Source organism: Streptomyces sp. NPDC041135 (assembly GCF_055592085.1).
The window spans coordinates 249075-270513 of record NZ_JBVIYZ010000002.1 but is presented as its reverse complement, the minus strand read 5'-3'; the positions used below and the strand labels follow the sequence as shown (position 1 = coordinate 270513).

The window sequence follows — 21439 nt, the reverse complement described above, 5'->3', positions numbered from 1 at the left end:
GCTGCCAGGGTGACGGACCGTCACGAGTACGGCGGAGAGGCGGGACACACAGTGGCCGATGCGGGCCGTGGGGCAGGCCGGCCGCGCCGGACGCGGCGGACCGGCGGCGCGCTGCCCGGCAGCCGGACCACGCGTCCGCCACGGCGCCCCGGGCACGGCGGTACTCCCGCGAAAGCCCTGCCGGGCACCGAGCAGACCGTGCCGTGGCTGCGCGTCGCCGCGGCCTACGCCTGGCGGCTCGTCCTCGTCGGCATCGTCGTCTACGGCGTCTTCACCGTCCTGGGCCGTTTCCAGCTCATCGCCGTGGCCCTGTTCCTCGCGCTCGTCGTCACCTCGGTGTTGCGCCCGGTCGTCGACCTGCTCGCCCGCGTGCTGCCCCGGCCGCTGGGCGTGGCCGTCGCGCTCGTCGGCAGCCTGCTGCTGCTGGCCGCGCTGCTCGCCCTCGTCGCCAACGCGGTGGCGAGCGAGTCGGGCAGGCTGGCGGGTGAGTTCGGCGGCGGCGTCCACCGGATCGAGGTGTGGCTGCGGCAGCCGCCGTTCCGCCTCGGCCCGGGCCGGCTCGCGGAGCTGGAGAACCAGGTGACGCGCTACCTCGGCACCCACCGCTCGAGCCTGCTCAGCAGCGCCGTCAGCGGTCTCGGCCGGCTGGTGGAGGTGGCCGCGGGGGCCGCGCTGGCGCTGTTCTCCTCCGTCTTCTTCATCAATTCCGGTGAGCGCCTGTGGGGCTGGGCCAGCGAGGAACTGCTGCCCGCGCGCGCCCGTCCGGCGTGGGACCGGGCCGGACGCGCCGCCTGGCGCGCGTTCGCCGGGTACACCCGCGGCATCATCATCGTGGCCGCCACCAACGCGGTGCTCGTGGGCGTCGCCCTGTTCGTGCTGCGGGTGCCGCTCGCGTTGCCGCTGACCCTGCTGGAGTTCTTCGCCGCGTTCGTGCCGCTGGTGGGCTCGCCGGTCGCGCTCGCCGTGGCCACGGTGGTCGCCCTCGCCGGGCGCGGGCCGCTCACGGCGGCGGCCGTCCTGGTGCTGATCGTCGTCATCGGCCAGCTCGAGGGGCATCTGCTGCACCCGCTGGTGATGAGCTGGGCGGTGCGGCTGCATCCGCTGGCCGTCGCCGTGTCCGTGATCGCGGGCAGCATCGTCGCGGGGGTGATCGGCGCGGTGGTGGCCGTGCCCTTCGTCTCCGTGGTGTGGGCGGTGCTGCGCGCGCTGCGGGCGGTGCCCGCAGCGCCGGGGCCGGGGTGACGGGGACGGGATGGCGCAGCCGGGGTGACGGGGGGGGCGGGCCCGTGCGTGCCGGGCCCGCCGTCCTGATCACCCCCGCGCCCACGCCTCCGGCTCCGCCTCCGCCTCGCCCGCCGGCCGGGCTGCCGCCTCGGGGTCGGTGTCGTAGGCGACGAACCGCAGCTCGGAGGTGTAGCGACCGCCCTCGTCGTCGGTGAGCCAGGTCTGTTCCGGCGTCGGCAGCATCTCGGTGATGGTGACCGTCGCCGCCGGGTCCTTGCGGGCCAGCCGGCGCAGGGCCTTGGCGAGGATGGTGACGTAGACGGGGCTGTCGAAGTCGACGTAGAACGGGCGGGACTCGGCCGGGGAGACGACGAACACAAAGCGGGGCAGGCCCAGCCCGGTGCGCCAGTGGCGGGCGCGGACGAAGCGGCGCGCCTCGTCCTTGTCGTCGGCGAAGCCGGCTCCCGCCGCCGGCAGGCGCCAGGTCTCCCGGGCGACGACCAGCCGGTCGACGGTGACCCGGGGCGAGTGGTCCGCCTCCGGCAGCAGCTGGAAGAGGTCCATGGCCAGGGTCGTCAGGACGTGCGCGAAGACGTCCACCGCCGGGAGGAGCGTGCCGTCGGGGAGGCGGACGACGAGGGCGCCGTCGCGTTCCTCGACGGTGGCGTCGGCGCTGAGCACGGTGCGGGCCGGGTCGGCGGTGTGGTCGGCGAGGGCCACCTGGCGGTCGCCGGGCCGGATCAGGGTCTGGCGGATGCGGGCCGACAGCCGGGCCCGGTGCTCCTTCGGGATCACCGGCAGCAGCCGGGGCCCGGGGTGGTCGCGGCCGGTCAGGCGCAGCAGTTCGTCCGGGTCGGGGTGCTGGTGGGTGAAGAGCGACGCGCCCAGCGTGTTGGCGGCGACGTGGAGTTCGCCGAGGACCAGCCGGAAGTCGCCGCGGGCGATGGCGTCCGTCCCGTCGGCGGCGATCATCACGTCCGGGCTCATGTAGCGGGCGGCCGTCCAGCCGCCGGCCGGGCCGCCGAACTCCCGCGCGACCCCGGCCTCGACGTCCTCCAGGCGTACGTCCACCCGGCGTGCGCCTGCCGGGGCGGCCAGGATGCGCCGCCAGCGCGCCGCGAACTCCCGCTGGAGGTCGGCGGCCGCGGTGCGGGCGGGGCCGTGCAGCACCGGCAGGCAGGCGAACCAGAACTCCGCCAGGCCGACCGGTTCGCCTCCGGCGGCCAGGCCGGCGTGGACCCGGTGCGCCTCCTCGCGGACCGCCCCGGCGAGCCGGGAGGTGAGCCAGCCGGCGCTGTCCAGCAGCGGCCGCAGGGGGCGCAGCGCGTCGAGCACGGCGGGGCCGGTGCGGGCGGTGGCGGCCCGGCGCGCGTCGGAGTAGACCAGGGCGCGGCAGGGGGCGGTCGTCGCCGACTTCTCCCGTACCGCGGCGGTCCCGGTCAGGGCGACGAACGTCTCCTCCAGCGCGGACATCGCCTCGACCAGGTCGTCCACGTCCCGGGCCGCCGCCACCCGGGCGCGTCCCTCCTCCAGCCGGTCGAGGGCGGCCAGGGCGCGCCCGCGTGCCTCGCCGGCGCCGGTGGAGTGCAGCCAGGCCCGCAGGGCGCGGTCGGGGTGGGTGTCGGCGGGCACTTCGAGCCGCCACACCGCCCAGCGGCGGGCCACCAGGTCGCCGAGGACGGCCGGTACGTCGGTGTCCGGCAGCTCGGCGGCGATCTGCCGGGCCGGGCGGACGCCGTCGCAGCGGGCGAGCACGGCGGCGGCGTCGGCGGGGACGGTCACCGGGGGCCGGCCCGGCACCAGGACCCGGTCGCCGTCCAGGGAGACGAACGGCACGCGCCGCGGGGCGATCCACTCGCGCAGGGCGGGGTCGGCGTCCAGGGTGCGCGCGAGGGCGTCGATGCCCCAGCTCGCCCAGTACACGGTGGACTCGGCGATCAGGCCGCCGCGGCCGGGGTCGATCTCGACGCCGTCCGCGTCCGGGTCCCAGCGGCCCCAGCCGACCGGGCCGAAGAAGCCGATCGTGTCGTTCTTCACGCAGAACCGCTGCCAGTAGTGGGCGACCAGTTCCTCCCGCTGGCGGGGCATGCTGCTGCGGCTCGTCGCGGTCGGCGTCCAGCGCAGGAACGGGGCGATGCCCGAGCGCAGCACGGGCCGGTTCTGCCAGGCGACCGCGGCGCGGAAGGCGGGCGTGCGGGCGATGTCCTGCAAGGTCCGCGCGCTCTCCACGCAGGCCTCGGCGAAGAGCCCCGTGAAGTCCTGCCAGCGGGCACCGTCGAGGGTGTCGTCCGCGGCGAACTTGTCGGCGGCCTCGGCCAGGCCGGGTGGCGCCAGCCGCAGCACTCCGTCGGCACGGAAACCGGAGCCGCGCAGGGCGAACTGTTCCCACAGCCGCCAGCGGCCGAGGGTCGGCGCGAGGTCGTCGGTCATGACACGGCTCTCCTTGGCGAGGGTCAGGTCGGGAGGAGCGGAGGGGAGGGAGGGGCGGCGCGGGTGCGGGCTGGGCCGGGGCCGGGCGGAGGCGGGCTGGGACCGGGCTGGTGGTGCCCGCCGTCGGGCGGGCGGGCGGCGGCCCGGCCCCCGGCCATCGCCTCCCGGTCCCCGGCGGTCGCCGTCCCGGTCAGGGTCGGCCGTAGTCCGCGTCGACGACCTCCGCGAGGTCGGCCGGCGTGGGGTAGGCGAACACCAGGGAGACGGGGAGGTCCACGCCCAGTTCCTCCTGGAGGCGTCCGGTGATCTGGAAGGCGGTCAGGGAGTCGCCGCCGGCCTCGTAGAAGTCGGTGTCGGGGGTGAGGTCGTCCAGGCCGAGGACGTCCCGGAAGATCCCGACGAGGAGGTCGAGGGTGGCGGTGGCCGTGACGGTGGCGGGGACGGCGTTGGGGGTCATGACAGTTGCTCCTCGGTGAGGGTGAGGGTGTGGGTGAGGTGGAGGTGGTGCAGCCGGGCGGGGGTGTTGCCGCCCGACACGACGGCCACGGCGCGTTCGCGCCGGCCGGCGCGCAGGGCACCGGCCAGGGCGACGGCGCCGCTCGGCTCGGCGTCCACGCCGTGGCGGCGAAGGAGCGCGGCGGCGGCCAGGATCTCGGCGTCGCCGACGGCGATCAGGTCGTCGACGCGGTCCCGGACGATGGGGTAGGGGACGCTCCCGGGGTACTGCCCGCGCAGCCCGTCGGCGACGGTGGCGCTGGGCGGCAGCCGGACCGGGTGGCCGGCGGCCAGGGAGAGGGCGTAGCGGGCAGCGGTGACGGGCTCGACGCCCACGACGCGCACCGGGTGGTCCTGGGCGGCGAGGCAGACGCCCGCGAGGAGTCCGCCGCCGCCGGTGGGGACGTAGACGGTGTCGGTGCCGGGGGCGTCCGCGAGCACCTCGGCGCCGACGGTGCCCTGTCCGGCGACCACCAGGGGGTGGTCGGAGGAGGGGACGAACACGGCGTCCTGCTCGGCCGCCAGGGCGCGCGCCCGTTCCTCGCGTTCGGCCACGCCGCCGTCGACCCGCACGGTGACGGCACCGAGGGCCCGGATGGCGGCGGCTTTGGCGGGGGCGGCGCCCGCCGCGAGCACCACCGTCAGCCGGAGCCCGAGGGCGCGGGCGAGCCGGGCCAGGGCGATGCCGTGGTTGCCGGAGGACCCGGTGACGACGCGACGGGCGCCCAGGGCGAGGACCGCGTTGGCCGCGCCGCGCATCTTGAACGAGCCGCCGTTCTGGAGGTGTTCGGCCTTCAGCAGCAGGCGGGTGCGGCCGGAGGCGGTGACCGGGCCCGGCAGCAGCGGGGTGCGGACGGTGTACGGGGCGATGCGTGCGGCGGCGGCGCGCAGGTCGGCGGGGGTGAGGCGGAGGTCGGTGGTGGTCACGGGGTGCTCCCCGCGGAGGGGAGGCAGGCGGCGCGGGCCGGCCGGCGGGCAGGTCGCTGGACCAGCTGGTGGTCCTGTCCCCGGTGCGCGGTGCCGGCGTCGTCCCCGGCCTCGGCGCCGGTGCCTTCCGGCGCGGACAGGGCCCGGCGGTCGGCCTTGCCGCCGCGGGTGGTGGGCAGCGCGTCGAGGCGGACGAAGCGGCGCGGCATCAGGTGCGGGGGCAGCAGCCGGGCCAGGTGGGCGCGCAGCGCGGCGTCCGCGGTGCCGGTGAGGTCCCCGGTGAGGTGGGCCAGGAGGTGGGCGCGGCCCCGGTCGTCGGTGTGCGCGGTGACGACGGCTCCGCTGACCCGGGGGTGGGACAGCAGGGCGCCCTCCACCTCGGCGGGGTCGACGCGGTAGCCGCGGATCTTCACCTGGCGGTCGGCGCGGCCGGCGAACTCCAGGCCCTCGGGCCCGCGGGAGGCGAGGTCTCCGGTGCGGTAGAGGCGGGCGCCGGGCGGGCCGAGGGGGTCGGGCACGAAGCACTCCGCCGTGCGCGCCGGCCGCCCGCCGTAGCCGCGGGCCACTCCGGCCCCGCCGATGTACACCTCGCCGACGGCCCCGTCGGCGACGGGCGCCAGGTCGGCGTCCAGGATGCGGACCAGCGTGCCGGCGCGGGGCCTGCCCACCAGGTCGGCGGACGCGTCGGGGGCCTCGGGGACGGCGTACCGGGTGGTGGTCATCGTGCACTCGGTCGGGCCGTACTGGTTGATCAGCGCGCCGGGGACGAGGGCGCGTCCGCCGGCCGCGAGGAAGGGCCGCAGCGACTCCCCGCTGGAGGCCACCAGCCGCACCCCGGCGAGCGGGTCGGTGAGGCCGTGCTGCCCGGCGAGGTGGGAGAGGAAGGACGGGGTGACGCTGAGCAGGGCCGTCACCCGGTGTTCGCGCAGGGTGCGGACGAACTCCGCGGGACGCAGCAGCCGGGCCCGCTCGACGATCACCAGCCGGGCACCGGCGAGCAGCGGCACGAAGGTGTCCCGGACGGAGGCGTCGTAGCCGAGCGGGGCCGTCTGAAGGGCCACGGTGTCCGGGCCGAGGCCGAACGCGCGGGCGGTGTCGCGCAGATAGGTGTCGAGGGCGTGGTGTTCGACCAGGACGGCGTTGGGTTCGCCGGTGCTGCCCGAGGTGTGGCTGACGTAGGCGAGGGCGCGCGGGTCGACCGGAGCGGTGCCGGGGCCGCCCGCGGGGCTGGTGTCCGGCGGCGCGGGCCGGTCGAGGAGGACCGGCGGCGCCGGTACCGGCAGGTCCAGGCGCGGGGCGAGCGCGGAGGTGGTCAGCAGCAGGGTGGCGCGCCCGCTGCGGACGAACGCGGCGAGCCGTTCGCGGGGCTGGCCGGTGTCCAGGGTGAGGAAGGCGGCTCCGCAGCGCAGCACCGCGGCCATGGCCGCCACCGCGTCCGTGCCGTGCTCGACCGCGACGGCGCAGACCGTCTCCGGTCCCGCTCCGCGGGCGCGCAGCATCCGGGCCAGTTCCGCGATGCGGGCGGCGAGTCGCGCGTAGGTCACCTCCCCGTCCGGGGTGGACAGCGCGGTCCGCTCGGGGTGGCGGGCGGCGTGCGCGGCGATGTCGTCGGCGACGGTGCGCATCACGCCTCCCGCGCGGTGGGGCCGGTGACCGTGCGGTCGACGGCGACGAAGCGGAGTTCGGAGGTGTAGCGGCGGCCCTCGTCGTCGGTGAGCCAGGCCTGCTGCGGGGTGGGCAGCATCTCGCTGACCTTCAGCCGGGCGCCGGGGTCCTTGCGGGCCAGCCGGCGTGCGGCCTTGGCGAGGATGGTGACGTAGACGGGGCTGTCGAAGTCGACGTAGAACGGGCGCGGTTCGGCCGGGGAGACGACGAAGACGAACCGCGGCAGCTCGTGCCGGCGCTGCCAGTGCCGGGCCCGTACGAACCGCGCGGCCTCCGCCTTCTCCTCCGCGAAGTCGACGTCCGCGACCGGGAGTTGCCAGGTCTCGCGGGCGACGGTCATGCGGTCGACGGTGATGCGCGGGGTGTGGTCGCCCTCCGGGCGGAGGGTGAAGCGGTCCATGACGCGCTGGGTGAGGGTGTTGGCGTAGGCGTCGAGCAGGTCGTAGGCGGTGCCGTCGGGCAGGACCGCGGTCAGCCGGCCGGCCCGGTCCTCGACGGTGACGTCCGCGCCGAGCACGGTCCTGGGGCGGTGCGGGTCGCCGGTCTGGTCGACCAGTGCCACGTAGTGGTCCTCGGGCCGGTCCAGGGAGGGGCGGCTGCGCGAGGACCACTTCAGCGGCAGTTCCTTGGGCAGCATCGGCAGCAGGCGCGGGCCGGGGAAGTCGCGGGTGGTCTCCGCGAGCAGCGCGTCCCGGTCGGGGTGCTGGTACACGAAGAGGGAGGCGCCCATCGTGTTCAGGGCGCAGTGCATCTCGCCGAGCACGAGGTCGACGTCGCCGCGGGCGAGGGCGTCGTCGTCCTCGGCGATCACCAGGACGTCGGGGCTGATGTAGCGGGCCAGCGACCAGCCGTCGCCGCTCTCGTCGAACTCCCGGCGCACCCGCTCGGCCAGCTCCGCCGTGGTCAGGCGCACCCGGCGCACCCCGGCGGGCAGGTCCAGCACCCGGGCCCACTTGGCGCGCAGTTCCGCCTGCACGGCGTCGATCAGGGCCCCGGCCTCCGGGTGCGGGGAGGGCAGGGTGTGCAGCCAGAGCGTGCCCAGGTCCACGGGCTCGCCGCCGGCGCGCAGCCGGTCGTACACGGCACGCAGGCGGGTGCGTACGGCGTCGGCGAACCGGTTGGTCATCCAGCGGGCCGCGGTCAGGCACAGCTCCAGGGGTGCGAGGTGGTCCAGCAGGGCGGCGCCGGCGGTGGCGGTCGCGGCCCGCCGGGCGTCGGAGTAGACCAGGCCCCGGCAGGGCGCGGTGCGGGCGCCCTTGGCGCGCTGCGCGTCGGTGGCGGTCAGCGCCGCGAAGTCGGCCTCCAGGGCGGTGATGGCGGAGGTCAGTGCCGTGGCGTCGGAGCCGGCCGCCCGGACGGTGTCGCGGCCGCGCTCCAGCACCGCGAGCCGGGCCAGCGCCCGCTCGCGCACGGCCTCGTCGGGGACCCGCTCCAGCACCTGCCGCAGGGCGCGGTCGGGGTGGGTGGCCGCGGGCACCTCCAGGCGCCAGTGCACCCAGCGCCGGGCGACCAGTTCCTCCAGCGTCGCGAGGACGTCGTCGGTCGTGGTGCCCAGGGCCGCGGCGACGGCGGCCGGGTGGCGGGTGCCGTCGCACAGCTCCAGCACGGCCAGTGCGGCGGCGTCCGCCGGCTGGGCGGGGCGGCCCGGGACCCGTACGGTCCCGTCCGCGATCCGTACGAAGGACACCCGGCGCGGCGGTATCCAGCGCATCAGCTCCGGGTCCTCGGCCAGGACCTTCGCCAGCGCGTCCACCGCCCAGCCGGAGAAGTAGACCTCGGACGCGGCGAGGAAGCCCTGCCCGGGGTGCACCTCGACGCCGCGCGCGGCCGGGTCCCAGCGGCCCCAGCCGACCGGGCCGAAGAAGCCGATCGTGTCGTTCTTCACGCAGAACCGCTGCCAGTAGTGGGCGACCAGTTCCTCCCGCTGGCGGGGCATGCTGCTGCGGCTCGTCGCGGTCGGCGTCCAGCGCAGGAACGGGGCGATGCCCGAGCGCAGGACGGCCGGGTTCTGCCAGGCCAGGGCGGCCTGGAAGCGGGGCTGGGCGGCGATGTGCTGGAGGTGCCGGGCGGTGCCGACGGCGGCCGCGGTGACGTCCTCGGTGAAGGCCTGCCACTCCGGGCCCGTCAGGTCGGCGCCGGGGCCGAACTTGTCGGCGGCCTCGGCCAGTCCGGGCGGCGCCAGCCGCAGCACCCCGTCGGCGGGGAAGCCGGGGCCGCGCAGCGCGAACTGCTCCCACAGCCGCCATCCTCCGCTGGGCAGCAGGACGTTTCCGTGCTCCTCCGACATCGCGTGGCTCCTTCTCGGAAAGGGGGATCGCGGGGTCGACCGCGTGGCACGGCCGGTCGCCGGGCCGACGGCCGTCGGGACAACGGCCGTCGGCCCACCGGGCCCTCGGGATCGCGGTCGTCGGGTTGCCGGGCCGTCGGGACCGCGGCCCTCGGGCCGCCGGCCGCCGGGATCGGGCTCCCTGCGACCGATGAGCACGGTCCCGCGGCGCGGCCGTCCGCCACCAGAGAAGATCCGGCAGCAACGCGCGCCACCGGGTCAGCGCGTTCGTCCCTGCCGCCGGCACGGGCACCCGGGCACGCTGACCCCCGAAGACCCAGCGAACGCGGGAGGTTCACCGTGACGAACGACAGCTCCGTGACCGGCTCCGACGGCGAGGAGGGCCGTACGGAGGCACCGGACGTGTACCTCGTGGTGCGCAACGACGAGGAGCAGTACTCGATCTGGCGGGCGGACCGCCCGGTGCCCGCGGGCTGGCACCCCGAGGGCCGGCGCGGCAGCCGGCAGGAGTGCCTGGACCACATCGGCGTGATCTGGACGGACATGCGGCCGCTCAGCCTGCGCCGGCGCCTGGCCGAGGCCGATGTCTGAGCGGCCCTCCGGTCCGGTCCTCGCCCTGCCGGCCCACGCCCCGCCACCGTCCGGGGGCGGGCCGGGGGCACTCGGTGACGCGCCGGGCGGCGGGGGCACCGGTCCGGCCTCCGTGCCGCTGCCGGACCGGCTCTGCCCGGCCGCCCTGGACCTGTCCGGACTGCGGCGGCAGGCGTGGCTGCCGGGACGGCGGGCCCCGGCCGCGCCGCTGGAGCTGTACCTGGCCGAGGTGGGCGCGCAGGACGAGTGGACGCTGCGCCGGGCCCGGGAGCTGCTCGACGCGGAGGAACGGGCGCGGGCCCGCGCGTTCAGGCACGACACCGACCGGGACGCCTACGTGGTGGCCCACGCGGCGCTGCGGAGCGTGCTGAGCGACGTGCTCGGCATCCGGGCCGAGGCGCTGCCGCTGGTGCGCGAGCCGTGCGCGGGCTGCGGCGGTCCGCACGGCAGGCCGGCGCTGCGGACGCCCGGGGTGCACTTCTCCCTGTCGCACAGCGGTGGCCTGGTGCTGGTGGCGCTCGCCCCGGCCCCGGTCGGCGTCGACGTGGAGGGGCTGGCCACCGCCCAGGCGGTGCTCAGCGCGCAGTCCGCGCTGCACGCCGCCGAGGCCGGTGAACTGGCCCGGCTGCCCGCTCACGAGCGCCCGGCCGCGTTCACCCGGGCGTGGGTCCGCAAGGAGGCCTACCTCAAGGGCCTGGGCACGGGCCTGGTGCGCAGTCCGGCACTGGACTACGTGGGCACCGGGCCGCGGCCGGCCCTGCCGTCGCCCGGCTGGACCCTGCGGGACGTGCTCGTCCCGGCCGGGTACGCGGCGGCCGTGGCACTGCGGACACCGTGAGCGCGCCGCACGGCACGACGGCGACGGCCGAGCGGGGCCCGGGAACTCCCGGGCCTCGTTCGGCCGTTGCGCGCGTTCCGGCGATGTCAGCGATTTCAGGACCCGGCTGAGTCGATGCGCGCGTCCGGGCAACTCCGCAACACCGCTGCACCGTTGGGCGCCGCCCGGCGCTTCGGGCTCTCCAAGGCCGTTGGGCTCGGCCCGGCACCTCCGGCGTCCTGCTGGGCCCGTCACTCTCGGTGCAGCAACTCCGGCGCTCTCCCTGGCCGTTGAGGGCCGCGTTTTCCCCGCTCTCCCCACCTACCCCAGGCGCCCCGCGCTACGATCACCGGGTGACCGCTGCGGAACCGACCATCCTCGCCACCTCCGGCGGTCACCGCGTCGGGGGCCGTACCAGGGTGCTGTTCGACGCCCTGGTCCACCACGCGGTGGACCTCTCCGGCGTCCACGGCAGACGCCCGCGGATCATGTACGTCGGCACGGCCGTCGGCGACGCGGAACACGTCACCGCGCGGATCTCCGAGGCCGCCCGGGTCGCCGGATTCGACCTCACGCCGCTGCAGTTGTTCCCCATGCCCAACCTCGACGACATCGAGGGGGCGCTGCTGGAGCACGACGTGGTCTGGGTGATGGGCGGCTCCGTGGCCAACCTGCTGGCCGTGTGGCGGGTGCACGGCCTGGACGCCGTGCTGCGCCGCGCCTGGCAGGCCGGCGTGGTGCTCAGCGGCGTCAGCGCCGGCTCGATCTGCTGGTTCCGGGGCGGCGCCACGGACTCCTTCGGGCCCGAGCTGCGTCCGGTCACCGACGGCCTCGGCCTCCTGCCGTACGGCAACGGCGTGCACTACGACTCCGACGCCGGCCGGCGCCCGCTGATCCACCGGCTCGTCGCCGACGGCACCCTGCCGGCCGCCCACTGCACCGACGACGGGGTCGGCCTGGTCTACCGGGGCACCGAGCTGGTCGAGGCCGTCACCGAACTCCCGGGCAAGGGCGCCTACCTGGTCACCCGCGAGGGCGACCGGGCGGTGGAGGAACGCCTCGAGCCCCGTCCGCTGCCCGCTCCGGGTTACTGAGCGGGCAGGCCGACGGGGCTTCGAGACGTGACCGGGGCGGCGGCCCAGGACGTGGACCCGGGGTCAGATGAGGCCGTGGCGGACGGCGTGGGCGACCGCGTGGGCCCGGTTGCGGGCCTGGAGGCGGGCCATCACCTCGTAGATCACGTTCTTGACGGTGTGCTCGGAGCAGGACAGCAGCCGGGCGATGTCGGCGTTGGCGTGGCCGTCGGCCATCAGGCGCAGGACCGAGGTCTGCCGTGCGGTGAGCGCCGGTCCGGCCGGCTCCGCGGGGTGTCCGGCCGGGCGGGGGCCGGTCGTCAGGACGTGGGAGAGGACCGGGTAGGGGATGCTCGGGTGCGGCTGGCCGGCCCGGCGCACGGCGGCCACCAGGCTCTCCCCGGTGAGGTCGGCGGCCCGCAGCACCACGGCGCCGGCCCGCAGGGCCAGCCGCAGCCCCGCGTGGGTGACGGTGCCGCAGACGACGAGCAGCGGTCCGCCGTCCCGGGCGCCGCGCAGCGCCTGTTCCGCGTCGTCGGCGACGAGCACCGTGACCGTGCGGGTCTCCTGGGCCCGCTGGACGGGCTTGGGTGTCTGCCACTCGCCGTCGGCGGCGGGCGGGGCGAAGACCAGCCCGGCGCGCTCGGCGAGGGCGCGGACGCGGTCCGCCCCGCGGGCGGCGGGGACGCGTATCCGGGGCGTGGGGACGGGGACGGCGGGAGCGGTGGCGGCGGTGGGAGCCGCGGTCAGTGTGGTCACAGCAGGCCCGCCCGGAGTGCGTAGGCCACCGCGTGCGCGCGGTTGCGCAGCCGGAAGCGCTGGGTGATGTCGTGGACGACGGTGGTCACGGTGCGCGGGGAGTAGGCGAGGCGCTGGGCGATCTCCGCGGTCTCGTGGCCGTCGGCGACCAGCCGCAGCACCGACCGCTCGCGGTCCGACAGGGCGCTGCCCGCCCAGCCGCCGGCCGTGTGCCGGGAGGTCCCGGCCCGGTCGAGGACCTGTTCCAGCAGGTCGGGCGGGAGGGTGCAGTCGTCGCGGGCGGCGGCCAGCACCGCGTGGGCGAGGCGGGCGGCGTCGGCCTCCCGGCGCAGCAGCAGGCCCCGGGCGCCGGCGGCCAGTGCGTGCAGGGCGTCCCCGGATTCCAGGGTGCCGGCGACGAGGACGACGGCGGGGCGGTTCTCGGCGGCGCGGGTGGCGCGGACCATGTCGAGTTCCCCGGCTTGCAGGCGGTCCACGGTGAGGACCGCGACGCGTGCGTCACCGGGCCGGCACACGGCCAGCTCCGGGCAGGCGAGCAGGGTACTGCGGGTGCCGGCCTCCAGCACCGGGTCGAGGGCGACCACACCGACGGGTAGGGGTGCTCCCATCTGCTGCTCCTTGGGAAGGTCGTCCGCCCGGTCGTGAGCCTTGCGGGCGGTCTGGGGTACTGCACAGCACAGTGGCGGGCCGGCCCGGTGGGGAACATCGGTAGTCGTTCCCCAGCTTTGCCCCCGGCGGCGTGCCCGCACCCCGCACGGCGCCCCGGGCGGCCCCCGCGGCGGCGGCGCGGTGACGCCGGAAGCGGCCCGGGAGGGCACCGGGGGCGGGGCGGAGGGCGCTTGGACCGGACCGGGGCACGGGTGGAGTCCGGCCGGAGTGCGGGTGGAGCGGAACCGGAGTGCGGGTGGAGCGGGACCGGGGGGCGGGCGGGGCGCGGGGGGAGCGCCGGTCGTGGGTAGCCGGGCCCGGACGGGGGCCGGGAGGGGCGGTGGAGGGCCCTGCCGACGGAGGAACGTACGTAGTCCGCCTCCGGTGCCGCGGGACCGGAGGCCGCTTGTGCGCCCTCGGCGTCACCCCGCCCACCTGCGGTTTCCGCCGTTCCCGGCGCCCGGGCGGCGCACCGGTCGCCAAGTGCCGGCGGGGCGGGGCGGGGGCCCGCGCAGAATATGGGGGTCGCTTCCCCATGTGGGGGCCCTACGGGATCTGCGACCTTCGTGCCGTGACTGAAACCGCCAGCCTCCCGACTCCCCGGAGCGCCTGCCTGCCGCACACCTGGTGGGCCCCGGCGCTGTCCCTCGCGGAGCGGCTCGCCGCCCCGGGACATCCCGCGGCGCCGACCGCCCCCACCGCCGGCCGCGCCCCCTGGGCCGCCGCCGGGGACCTGGACGGGTTCGCCGCGCGGCTGGCGCACCTCGGCGTGGACACCGGCACGGCCGCGGCGCTCGCCGCCGAGCCGGCCGAGCGGCTGGCCGCCCGGGCGGACAAGCCGGGCTGGGCCGCCTACGTGGAGCGGGCGCTGGAGGACAGCGCCGAGGACGCCGCGGACGGCGCCGCGGCGGTGCTCGCGGCCAGGGACACCGCCCAGGGCCCGGAGGCGTTCGCCCCCGTCGTACGGCCGCTCGTCGCCGCGGCCGCCGACCGGCTCGACGGCCCGCTCGAGCGGGTCCCGCACGCCGAACGCGCGGTGTGGCGGGCGGCGTTCGAGGCACGGCTCACCCACCAGTTGGTCGGCCAGGCCGCGCGCACGCTGGTCCACGAACTCGACTCCGCCCGCCGGGCCGGACGCCTGGCCGGGGCCGGCCCGCGCGAGCGGTTCGCCTCCTTCGTCGCCGCCACCGGCACCCGGCAGGGCCTGGGCGCGCTGTTCGCCGCCTACCCGGTGCTGGCCCGGATGCTCGGCCAGACCGCGCTGGACGCCGCCGACGCCGCCGCCGAACTGATCGACCGCTTCCGGGCCGACCGCGACGAGCTGACCGCCGTCCTGCTGGACGGCCGCGCTCCCGGCGCGCTGGCCGGCGTCGACCTCGGGCTCGGCGACGGGCACCAGGGCAACCGGTCGGTGGCGGTGCTGCGCTTCGCCGACGGGGCGCGGCTGGTCTACAAGCCGCGGCCGCTGGAGCAGCACGCGCTGCTGGACGACCTGGTGGGCTGGCTGGGCGCCAAGGTGCCCGGGCTGCTGCTGCGGACGGCGCGGACCCTGCGCCGCGCGGAGTACGGCTGGCTGGAGTTCGTCGAGCACCGCTGGTGCCGGTCGGTGACGGAGGCCGACGCCTTCTACCGCCGGCAGGGCGCGCTGCTGGCCCTGCTGTACGCGGTGGACGGCGCGGACATGCACTACGAGAACGTCATCGCGTGCGGCGACCAGCCGGTGCTGGTGGACGCCGAGACGCTGCTGCACACCGGGCTCGCGCAGGCCACGACGGCGGGCTGCGACCCGGCCGCGGACGCCCTGCAGGCCTCGGTGCACCGCACCTGCCTGCTGCCGCACCTGCTGATCGGGGAGCACGGGGCGCTCGACATCTCCGCGCTCGGCCGGTCCACCGACGGCACCTACCCGAGCGAGGGGCTGCACTGGCTGGACAGCGGCACGGACACCATGCGGGCGGTGCGCGCCCCGCTGCTCAGCCCGGCCGCGCAGAACCACCCGCTGCCCGACGGCCGCCCCCTGGACGGCGCCGACCACCGCGCCGCCCTGCTGGAGGGGTTCCGCACCGCGTACACGGCCATCGCCGAGCACGGCGCCGAACTCCTCGCCGACGACGGGCCGCTGGTGCTGCGGTCGGACAGCCCGGCCCGGCTGATCGCCCGTTCGACCCGGCTGTACGCGACCCTCCTGGAGGAGTCGACCCACCCGTCGCTGCTCGGCGACGCGCTGGCCCGTGACGGTGTCTTCGCCGTGCTGTGGACCGAGTCCGCGCACGACGCGCCCCGCGGCCGGCTCGTCGAGCACGAGACGGCGGACCTGTGGCGCGGTGACGTGCCCCTGTTCGTCCACCGGCCGTCCGGCACAGGGGTCCGGACGGCCGACGGAACCTGGCTGCCCGGCCTGCTGCCGGTGGCGAGCCTGACCGCGGTACGCGACAAGATCGCCCGCATGGACGACATCGACTGCCGCGAGCAGGAGTGGATCGTCCGCGCCACCCTCGCCGCCCGCGGCGCCGGGTCCCCGCTGGAGCGGCCCCGCTCGGAACTGGCCGTGGCGGCGGTGCCCGCGGTGGCGCCGGAGGCCTCCCGGCTGCTGGCCGCGGCCTGCGGGATCGCCGACGAGATCGCCGCCCGGGCGGTCCGGTCCGGGGGCCGGGCCAACTGGCTGGGCCTGGAACGGGTGTCGGGGCCCCACTGGGCGGTGCTGCCCCTGGGAGCCGGGCTCGCCCAGGGCTACTGCGGGGTGGCGCTGTTCCTGGCCGAGGCCGACGCGCTGGCCGGAGCCGGGCGGTACGCCGCGCTCGCCCGCGAGGCCGTACGGCCGCTGCCCGCCCTGCTGAAGGCGCTGGCCGACGATCCCGAACTGAGCGCGGCGGCCGGACCGGGCGCCTACGACGGCCTCGGCGGCATCCTGTACGCCCTGGTGCGGCTGACCGCCCTGCTCGGCGACCGGCCCGCGCACCCGGACGACCCGGCGGGTGGGCCGGAGCTGGCGGAGTGCCTGCCGTACGCGCTGACCGCGCTGCGGCACGCCGTGGCGGCCTGCCCGGACCCCGGTCTCGCGGCCGGCCGGGCCGGCGCGCTGGCCGCCGCCGTCGCCGTCCACGAGGCGACCGGGTCGGCCGAGGCACTCTGGCTGGCCGACGCCGTGGCCGGCGGTCTGCCGACGACGGCGGACGCGACCGGCGGCGCCACCGGCTTCGCGGACGGCGCCGCCGGCATCGGCTGGGCGCTGCTGCGGTACGCGGCCCTGCGGCCCGGCCGGGCCGCCGCCCACGCCGAGGCCGGCCGGGCGATGCTGGGTGCCGCGCTGGCGGACGCCGTCGCCGGGCCCGCCGAGCCGTCCTGGTCCTCCGGGCTCGCCGGGATCGTGGCCGCCGCGACCAGGCTGCCCGGCCACCCGGACCTGCCCCGGGCCCGACGGCTGCTGGCCGGTCTGGACGTCCGCCCCGACCTCAGCCAGGGCGACGGCACCCTCGGCACGCTGGAGGCGCTGTCCGTGGCCGGCGGCCCGGCCGGCGAGGCGCTCACCCGGCGCACCGGCGAGGTGCTCGCGCTGGTGGAGGCCCAGGCCCACCGGTGCGCCACCCCCGACCACGTCCCCTCCCCCGGCCTGCTGACCGGCCTGGCCGGAATCGGCCACGGCCTGCTGCGCCTGGCCCACCCCCGCCGCGTCCCCTCCGTCCTGCTCCTGGACCACCCCGGCACCTGACCATCGGCCCGCGCCCGGTCACCGGGCGCCACCACCCGACCGTCACGTCCGACCGTCACGTCCGACCGTCACGTCCGACCGTCACCGCCGGGCCGTCACCGCCCGGCCGCCTCCCGCACCACGGCGTTACGTCCACCTCCCATCCGCCCGTGCGCCCGCACGGTCCGTTCACAAGGGGCTCACCGTCATGGACCAGCACGTCACCGCCACCCCCGCCGCCACCGCCGCCGACGCCGCCGCCGCCACCGAGCAGGACGCGGCGGGCGGGATCACCCTCGCGGGCCGCAACCGCGCCTGCGCCCGTGCCCGGGTGCTGGCCGGGATGGTGCTGACCAGCGGGATCGTCATCACCCTGAGCAGCATCGACACCTCGGTCTCCGCGCCCCGCTGACCGGCCGCCGGCGCCGGCAGCTCACGGCGGCGCGGGTCCGCCCCACGGGAAGGGGGCGGCACCCGCGCCGCCGTGTTCGCGCGGGGCGGCGCGGAGTTGGGAACGGGGCGTCCTGCCACAGGTCCCGAATTTCCGATTATCATCTGCGTTCATGCGTTCCCATGCGCCATCCCTGGTCGGGCGGGACTCCCAACTGCACCTGCTGGAGCGGACCTTGTCCGATGCCCGGGAGGGACGCGGTGGCGTCGTCTTCCTGGTCGGCGAGGCCGGTGTCGGCAAGTCGCGGCTGGCGGCGGAGGCGGTGGGCACCGCCCTGGGGACGGGGATGCGGGTGCTGCGCGGACGCAGCAGCACCACCGGCCCGGCCGTGCCGTTCCGGCCGCTGACCGAGGCGCTGATGTCGCTGTTCCGCAGCGGCGAGCCGCTGGACGACCTGGTGCTCGGACCCTACCGCCCGGTGCTCGGACGGCTGATACCCGACTGGGACACCGGCGAGCGCGAGAACAGCTCCATGGTGATCCTGGGCGAGGCCGTCCTGCGCCTGCTCATCGCCGCCTCCCGCGGACAGGGCCGGCTGCTGCTGCTGGAGGACCTGCACGACGCCGACCCCGAGACCCTCGGTGTCCTCGAATACCTGGTGGACAACCTGGAGTACAGCCCCGTGCTGCTGCTGGCCACCGTGCGCACGGACTTCAGCGACGCGCTGGACCTCGCCCAGTCCGCCCGGCGGCGCGGCGTGGCCACCCTGGTCGAACTCCCGCCGCTGACCCGCCCGCAGGTCGACGACATGGTCGCGGCCCAGCTCGGCGTGGCCGGCGCCCAGGAGGTGCCCGCGCCGGTGCGGCAGCAGCTGTGGGAGGACAGCGCGGGCAGCCCGTACCTGGTCGAGGAACTCCTCCAGTCGATGATCGGGGCCGGCACGCTGGTGCAGGGGCCGGACGGCTGGCGTGCGGTGGGAGATCTGCGCAGTGACGTTTCCTCGACGCTGGCCCGCGGCATCCTGCGCCGGATCGACCGGCTGGGCGCGCAGGGCCTGACCCTGCTGTCGGCCGCCGCCGTCCTGGGCAGGCGCTTCCCGCTGACCGTGCTCCAGCGCATGACCGGCATCGACGACCGGGCCCTGCTGAGCCATCTGCACGCCGGGGTCGCCGCCCGCCTGGTGCTGCCCGACGAGCCCGCGCCCGACTGGTACTCCTTCCGGCACTCCCTCACCGTGGAGGCGCTGTTCACCCAGCTGACGCCCGGTCAGCGCGCCGAGCTGGCCCGGCGCGGGGCGGAGGCGGTCGAGGAACTGCACCCCGGGCTGCCCGGCGACTGGTGCGCGCTGGCGGCCGGGCTGCGCCGGGAGGCCGGGGACACCACCGGGGCCGGGCGGCTGTTCGCCGAGGCCGGCGCCCGGGCGCTGGCGGCCGGGGCGCTCGGCTCCGCGGTCACCCTGCTCAGCCGCGCGGAGAGCCTGCTGGCCTCCGGCAGCGATCCGCAGGCCCGGGCCCAGGTGCTCGAACACCTGCTGCCCGCGCTCGCCGAGGCCGGCGACTTCGCCCGCGCCTTCGACCTCGCCGAGGACCTGCACGCGCTGGACGGTTCGGGGCTGAGCCCGGCCCGGCTGGCCACCCTGCACACCCGGCTGGCCAAGGTCGCCCACACCGCGGGCCGCTGGTACGACGGCAACCGGCAGATCACCCGGGCCCGCGAGGTGCTCGGCGCCGCCCCGGACGAGGCCACCGCGGCGGCCGTCGACGTCACCGCCGCCTACCTCGCCCTGGACACCCCGGGCCCCGACCGCACCCAGCACGCGGAGAAGCTGGCCCGGTCCGCCGCGGACGCCGCCGAGCGGTACGGGCTGCCCGCCGTCGCCTGCCAGGCCTGGGAACTGCTGGCCACCGTCGCCCGCGAACGCGACCCCGACGAGTCCCAGGCGATGCTGGAGCAGGCGCTCGCCGCCGCCGAACGCCACCGGCTGCCGTTGCAGCGGATGTACGCGGCCACCCGCATGGGCGGCGGCACCTGGCTCGCCGAGGGCGACACCACCGGGCTGCTGGCCGCCCGCGAGGAGGCGCTGCGGCTGGGATCGGTGAACATCGTGCACACCGTGGACGGCATCCTCGTCCTCGACGCCGTGCTGCGCGGGGAGTACGACGCCGCCCGCGCCGCCGCCGAGGAGTGCCTGGCCGTCGTACGCCGGCTGCGGCTGGCCCCGGCCGTGCGGTACGTGCTGATGGCGCAGGCGACGCTGGGCGCCCACCTGGGCGACCGGGCGGCGATGGACGCGGCGCTGGCCGCGTTCGCCGAGTGGGACGGCGCCGGTTCGCAGGAGGAACCGCTGAGCCTCGGCCTGGCCCGCGCCTTCTGCGCGCTGATGGAGGAGGACCGCGAACTGGCCCGCGCCGAACTGCGCACGGTGGTGGAGCTGGAGCGGGGCAACCCCTCCACCTACCACCTCAGCGGCACCCGCGGCATCATGCTGCTGCTGGACGTGCTCGCCGGGGACGCCGGCCGCGCCCGCCACGAGGAGATCACCGCCACCGCCGTCGCCCGGATGCGGTGGAACCGCCAGTTCGTGATGCTCGCCGACGCCGTGCTGCTGGGCCGGGAGGGCAAGGCGGCGCGGGCGGCGGAGACGGCAGAGGCCGCGCTGGCCGTGGCCGAGGCCTACCCGGCGGCCCAGCACCTCGGACTGCGGCTGATCGCGGACGCGGCCCACGAGGACGGCTGGGGCGATCCGGTGAGCTGGCTGCGGCGGGCGGAGCACCACTTCCACGAGCGGGACGTGCCGGCCGTGACCAACGCCTGCCGGGCCGGCCTCAGACGGCTGGGCGCCCCGGTGCACCAGCACCGCACGGGCACCAGCGGCATCCCCGAGCAGCTGCGCGCCCAAGGGGTCACCGTCCGCGAGTTCGAGGTGTTCCGCCTGCTCGCGGAGCGGCTGAGCAACAAGGACATCGCCGACCGGCTGTTCATCTCCCCCCGCACGGCGGAGAAGCACATCGCCAGCCTGATGACGAAGACCGGGGCGGCCAACCGCGCCGACCTGTGCGCGCGGTCGGCCGCCTGGCGGACGCCGTGACCCCGTGACCGCCGCTCAGCGCATCTCCCGCACCGCCCGCGAGGCGAGCACCGCCACCGCGGTCACGGCGAGCACGGCCGCCACCATCCCGAACAGCGCGAAGGGGGCGACCCGGGCGAGCGCGCCGCACAGGATCAGCGACAGCGGGGCTGCGGCGTAGCCGAGGACCATGTCGACGGAGACGACCCGGCTGAGCACGCCCTGCGGGATGTTGCGCTGGATCCAGCTCAGCCCGAACACGCCCTGGAAGCCGATGGCGAAGCCCATGGCCAGCACCGTCGCCACCACGGCCGGGGTGCTGTGCACCAGGCCGAGGACGGCCATCCCGGCGCCCAGCCAGCCCGCGAGCGCGGCCACCAGCAGGCCCACCCGGGGGCGGCCCCCCAGCGCGCCGCCGGCCAGGGTGCCGAGCATCGCCCCGCCGGCGAGGGAGCCGTTGAGGACGCCGAGGGTGGCCGAGCCGCCGCGCAGCACCTGGTCGGCCAGGGTGGCGAAGCCGACGGTGAAGGGCCCGGCGTAACAGAAGTTGACGGCCGTGTCGAGGGCGACGACGGTGCGCAGCCGGGGGTCGCGCCAGGTGTAGGCGACGCCCTCGCGGATCCGGGCGCCCAGGGACGCCGGGGCCTCGGGGCGGCCGGACGCCCCGCCGTCCGCGGCGGCGGGTGCCGGTGTGCGTGGGGCGGTGCGGATGCGGGAGACGCACCAGCCGCACAGCGCGAAGCAGACCGCGTCGACGAGGAAGGCGACCGGCGCGGCGGTGACGGCGATGACCGCGCCGCCGACGGCGGGTCCGACGACCGCCGCGGTGCGGGCCCCGGTGCCCAGCAGCGCGTTGGCCGGCGTCAGCAGTTCCTCGTCGACCACGGACGGCAGGATGGAGACCCGGGCGGGCTGGAAGAAGGCGTCGACGGCGCCGAAGGCCGCGGCGGCCAGGCACAGCATCCACACCGTCAGGTGCCCGCTCAGCCCGGCGGCCCCGACCCCGGCCATGAGCACGGCCCGGGTCCAGCTGGAGGCGACCATCAGGGTGCGGGTGGACCAGGAGTCGCTGAGCGAGCCGCCGACCAGGGTCAGCAGGGCGCGCGGCACGGCCTGGAAGCCGAGGACGTAGCCGAGGGTCAGGGTGGAGCCGGTCAGGCGGAGGGTGATCCAGGAGAAGGCGACGACGCTGAAGCCGTCGCCGAGCAGGGACAGCGACTGTCCCAGCCACAGGAGCCGGAAGGGGCGGTGCCGGGCGGGTGCCCACAGGCGCGGGCCGGCGCCGGCGAGGGTGGTGGTGGCCATGGTGGGGCCTTTCGTGGTGGGGCGCGTGCGGCACCCGGCGGGCGGTGCCGGGTGCCGCACGCGCTGCGGGTC

At 77.1% G+C, this 21439-nt stretch carries 15 protein-coding genes; 7 read left to right on the top strand and 8 right to left on the bottom strand.

What is annotated here, in order from left to right:
• The first annotated feature begins 51 nt into the window (after positions 1-51).
• A complete protein-coding gene (locus tag ACZ6CZ_RS05405) occupies positions 52-1242 on the top strand; it encodes an AI-2E family transporter (protein WP_469016547.1) in 1191 nt (396 codons plus the stop codon).
• Positions 1243-1311: 69 nt separating this feature from the next.
• On the opposite strand, the gene ACZ6CZ_RS05400 is transcribed toward ACZ6CZ_RS05405, so the two are convergent.
• The 5 genes from ACZ6CZ_RS05400 to ACZ6CZ_RS05380 all read right to left on the bottom strand — a co-directional run bounded on the left by ACZ6CZ_RS05400 (position 1312) and on the right by ACZ6CZ_RS05380 (position 9028).
• A complete protein-coding gene (locus ACZ6CZ_RS05400; protein ID WP_469015057.1) occupies positions 1312-3654 on the bottom strand; it encodes a lantibiotic dehydratase in 2343 nt (780 codons plus the stop codon).
• A 190-nt stretch (positions 3655-3844) separates the two neighbouring features.
• A complete protein-coding gene (locus ACZ6CZ_RS05395) occupies positions 3845-4111 on the bottom strand; it encodes an acyl carrier protein (protein WP_469015053.1) in 267 nt (88 codons plus the stop codon).
• Positions 4108-5076 (bottom strand): threonine ammonia-lyase, encoded by a 969-nt coding sequence (locus ACZ6CZ_RS05390; protein WP_469015048.1) that lies wholly within the window; start codon positions 5074-5076, stop codon positions 4108-4110. Before ACZ6CZ_RS05390 ends, ACZ6CZ_RS05395 begins: the two co-directional genes overlap by 4 nt.
• Positions 5073-6701 carry an amino acid adenylation domain-containing protein gene (locus ACZ6CZ_RS05385; RefSeq protein WP_469015045.1) on the bottom strand — a complete coding sequence of 543 codons (1629 nt, stop codon included), beginning with the start codon at positions 6699-6701 and terminating at the stop codon, positions 5073-5075. Before ACZ6CZ_RS05385 ends, ACZ6CZ_RS05390 begins: the two co-directional genes overlap by 4 nt.
• The gene (locus ACZ6CZ_RS05380; protein ID WP_469015043.1) at positions 6701-9028 is read right to left on the bottom strand and encodes a lantibiotic dehydratase; all 2328 of its coding nucleotides are present in this window, start codon (positions 9026-9028) and stop codon (positions 6701-6703) included. The genes ACZ6CZ_RS05385 and ACZ6CZ_RS05380 overlap by 1 nt, the downstream gene beginning before the upstream one ends.
• Before the next feature lie 357 nt (positions 9029-9385).
• Between ACZ6CZ_RS05380 and ACZ6CZ_RS05375 the strand changes: the two genes are divergently transcribed.
• The 3 genes from ACZ6CZ_RS05375 (at position 9386) to ACZ6CZ_RS05365 (ending at position 11530) form a co-directional block, all read left to right on the top strand.
• Positions 9386-9619: an MbtH family protein gene (locus tag ACZ6CZ_RS05375; protein ID WP_469016545.1), complete on the top strand. Its 234-nt coding sequence runs from the start codon at positions 9386-9388 to the stop codon at positions 9617-9619.
• Positions 9612-10457 carry a 4'-phosphopantetheinyl transferase family protein gene (locus ACZ6CZ_RS05370; RefSeq protein WP_469015041.1) on the top strand — a complete coding sequence of 282 codons (846 nt, stop codon included), beginning with the start codon at positions 9612-9614 and terminating at the stop codon, positions 10455-10457. Before ACZ6CZ_RS05375 ends, ACZ6CZ_RS05370 begins: the two co-directional genes overlap by 8 nt.
• A gap of 332 nt (positions 10458-10789) precedes the next feature.
• Positions 10790-11530, top strand: coding sequence for a Type 1 glutamine amidotransferase-like domain-containing protein (locus ACZ6CZ_RS05365; protein ID WP_469015037.1), 741 nt, complete (start codon positions 10790-10792; stop codon positions 11528-11530).
• Positions 11531-11593: 63 nt separating this feature from the next.
• Here the strand turns inward: ACZ6CZ_RS05365 and ACZ6CZ_RS05360 are convergent, their stop codons facing one another.
• Positions 11594-12268, bottom strand: a complete 675-nt coding sequence (locus ACZ6CZ_RS05360) for a response regulator transcription factor (RefSeq protein WP_469015036.1) — start codon at positions 12266-12268, stop codon at positions 11594-11596.
• A complete protein-coding gene (locus ACZ6CZ_RS05355; protein WP_469015032.1) occupies positions 12265-12876 on the bottom strand; it encodes a LuxR C-terminal-related transcriptional regulator in 612 nt (203 codons plus the stop codon). Before ACZ6CZ_RS05355 ends, ACZ6CZ_RS05360 begins: the two co-directional genes overlap by 4 nt.
• A gap of 611 nt (positions 12877-13487) precedes the next feature.
• On the opposite strand from ACZ6CZ_RS05355, the gene ACZ6CZ_RS05350 reads away from it, so the two are divergent.
• The 3 genes from ACZ6CZ_RS05350 (at position 13488) to ACZ6CZ_RS05340 (ending at position 20083) form a co-directional block, all read left to right on the top strand.
• The gene (locus tag ACZ6CZ_RS05350) at positions 13488-16625 is read left to right on the top strand and encodes a type 2 lanthipeptide synthetase LanM family protein (protein WP_469015030.1); all 3138 of its coding nucleotides are present in this window, start codon (positions 13488-13490) and stop codon (positions 16623-16625) included.
• Positions 16626-16812: 187 nt separating this feature from the next.
• Entirely contained in the window at positions 16813-17016 is a 204-nt protein-coding gene (locus tag ACZ6CZ_RS05345; protein ID WP_469015027.1) for a hypothetical protein, read from the top strand.
• 151 nt (positions 17017-17167) lie between these two features.
• Positions 17168-20083 (top strand): helix-turn-helix transcriptional regulator, encoded by a 2916-nt coding sequence (locus ACZ6CZ_RS05340; protein WP_469015024.1) that lies wholly within the window; start codon positions 17168-17170, stop codon positions 20081-20083.
• Positions 20084-20098: 15 nt separating this feature from the next.
• On the opposite strand, the gene ACZ6CZ_RS05335 is transcribed toward ACZ6CZ_RS05340, so the two are convergent.
• A complete protein-coding gene (locus ACZ6CZ_RS05335) occupies positions 20099-21367 on the bottom strand; it encodes an MFS transporter (RefSeq protein WP_469015021.1) in 1269 nt (422 codons plus the stop codon).
• Positions 21368-21439 lie beyond the last annotated feature (72 nt).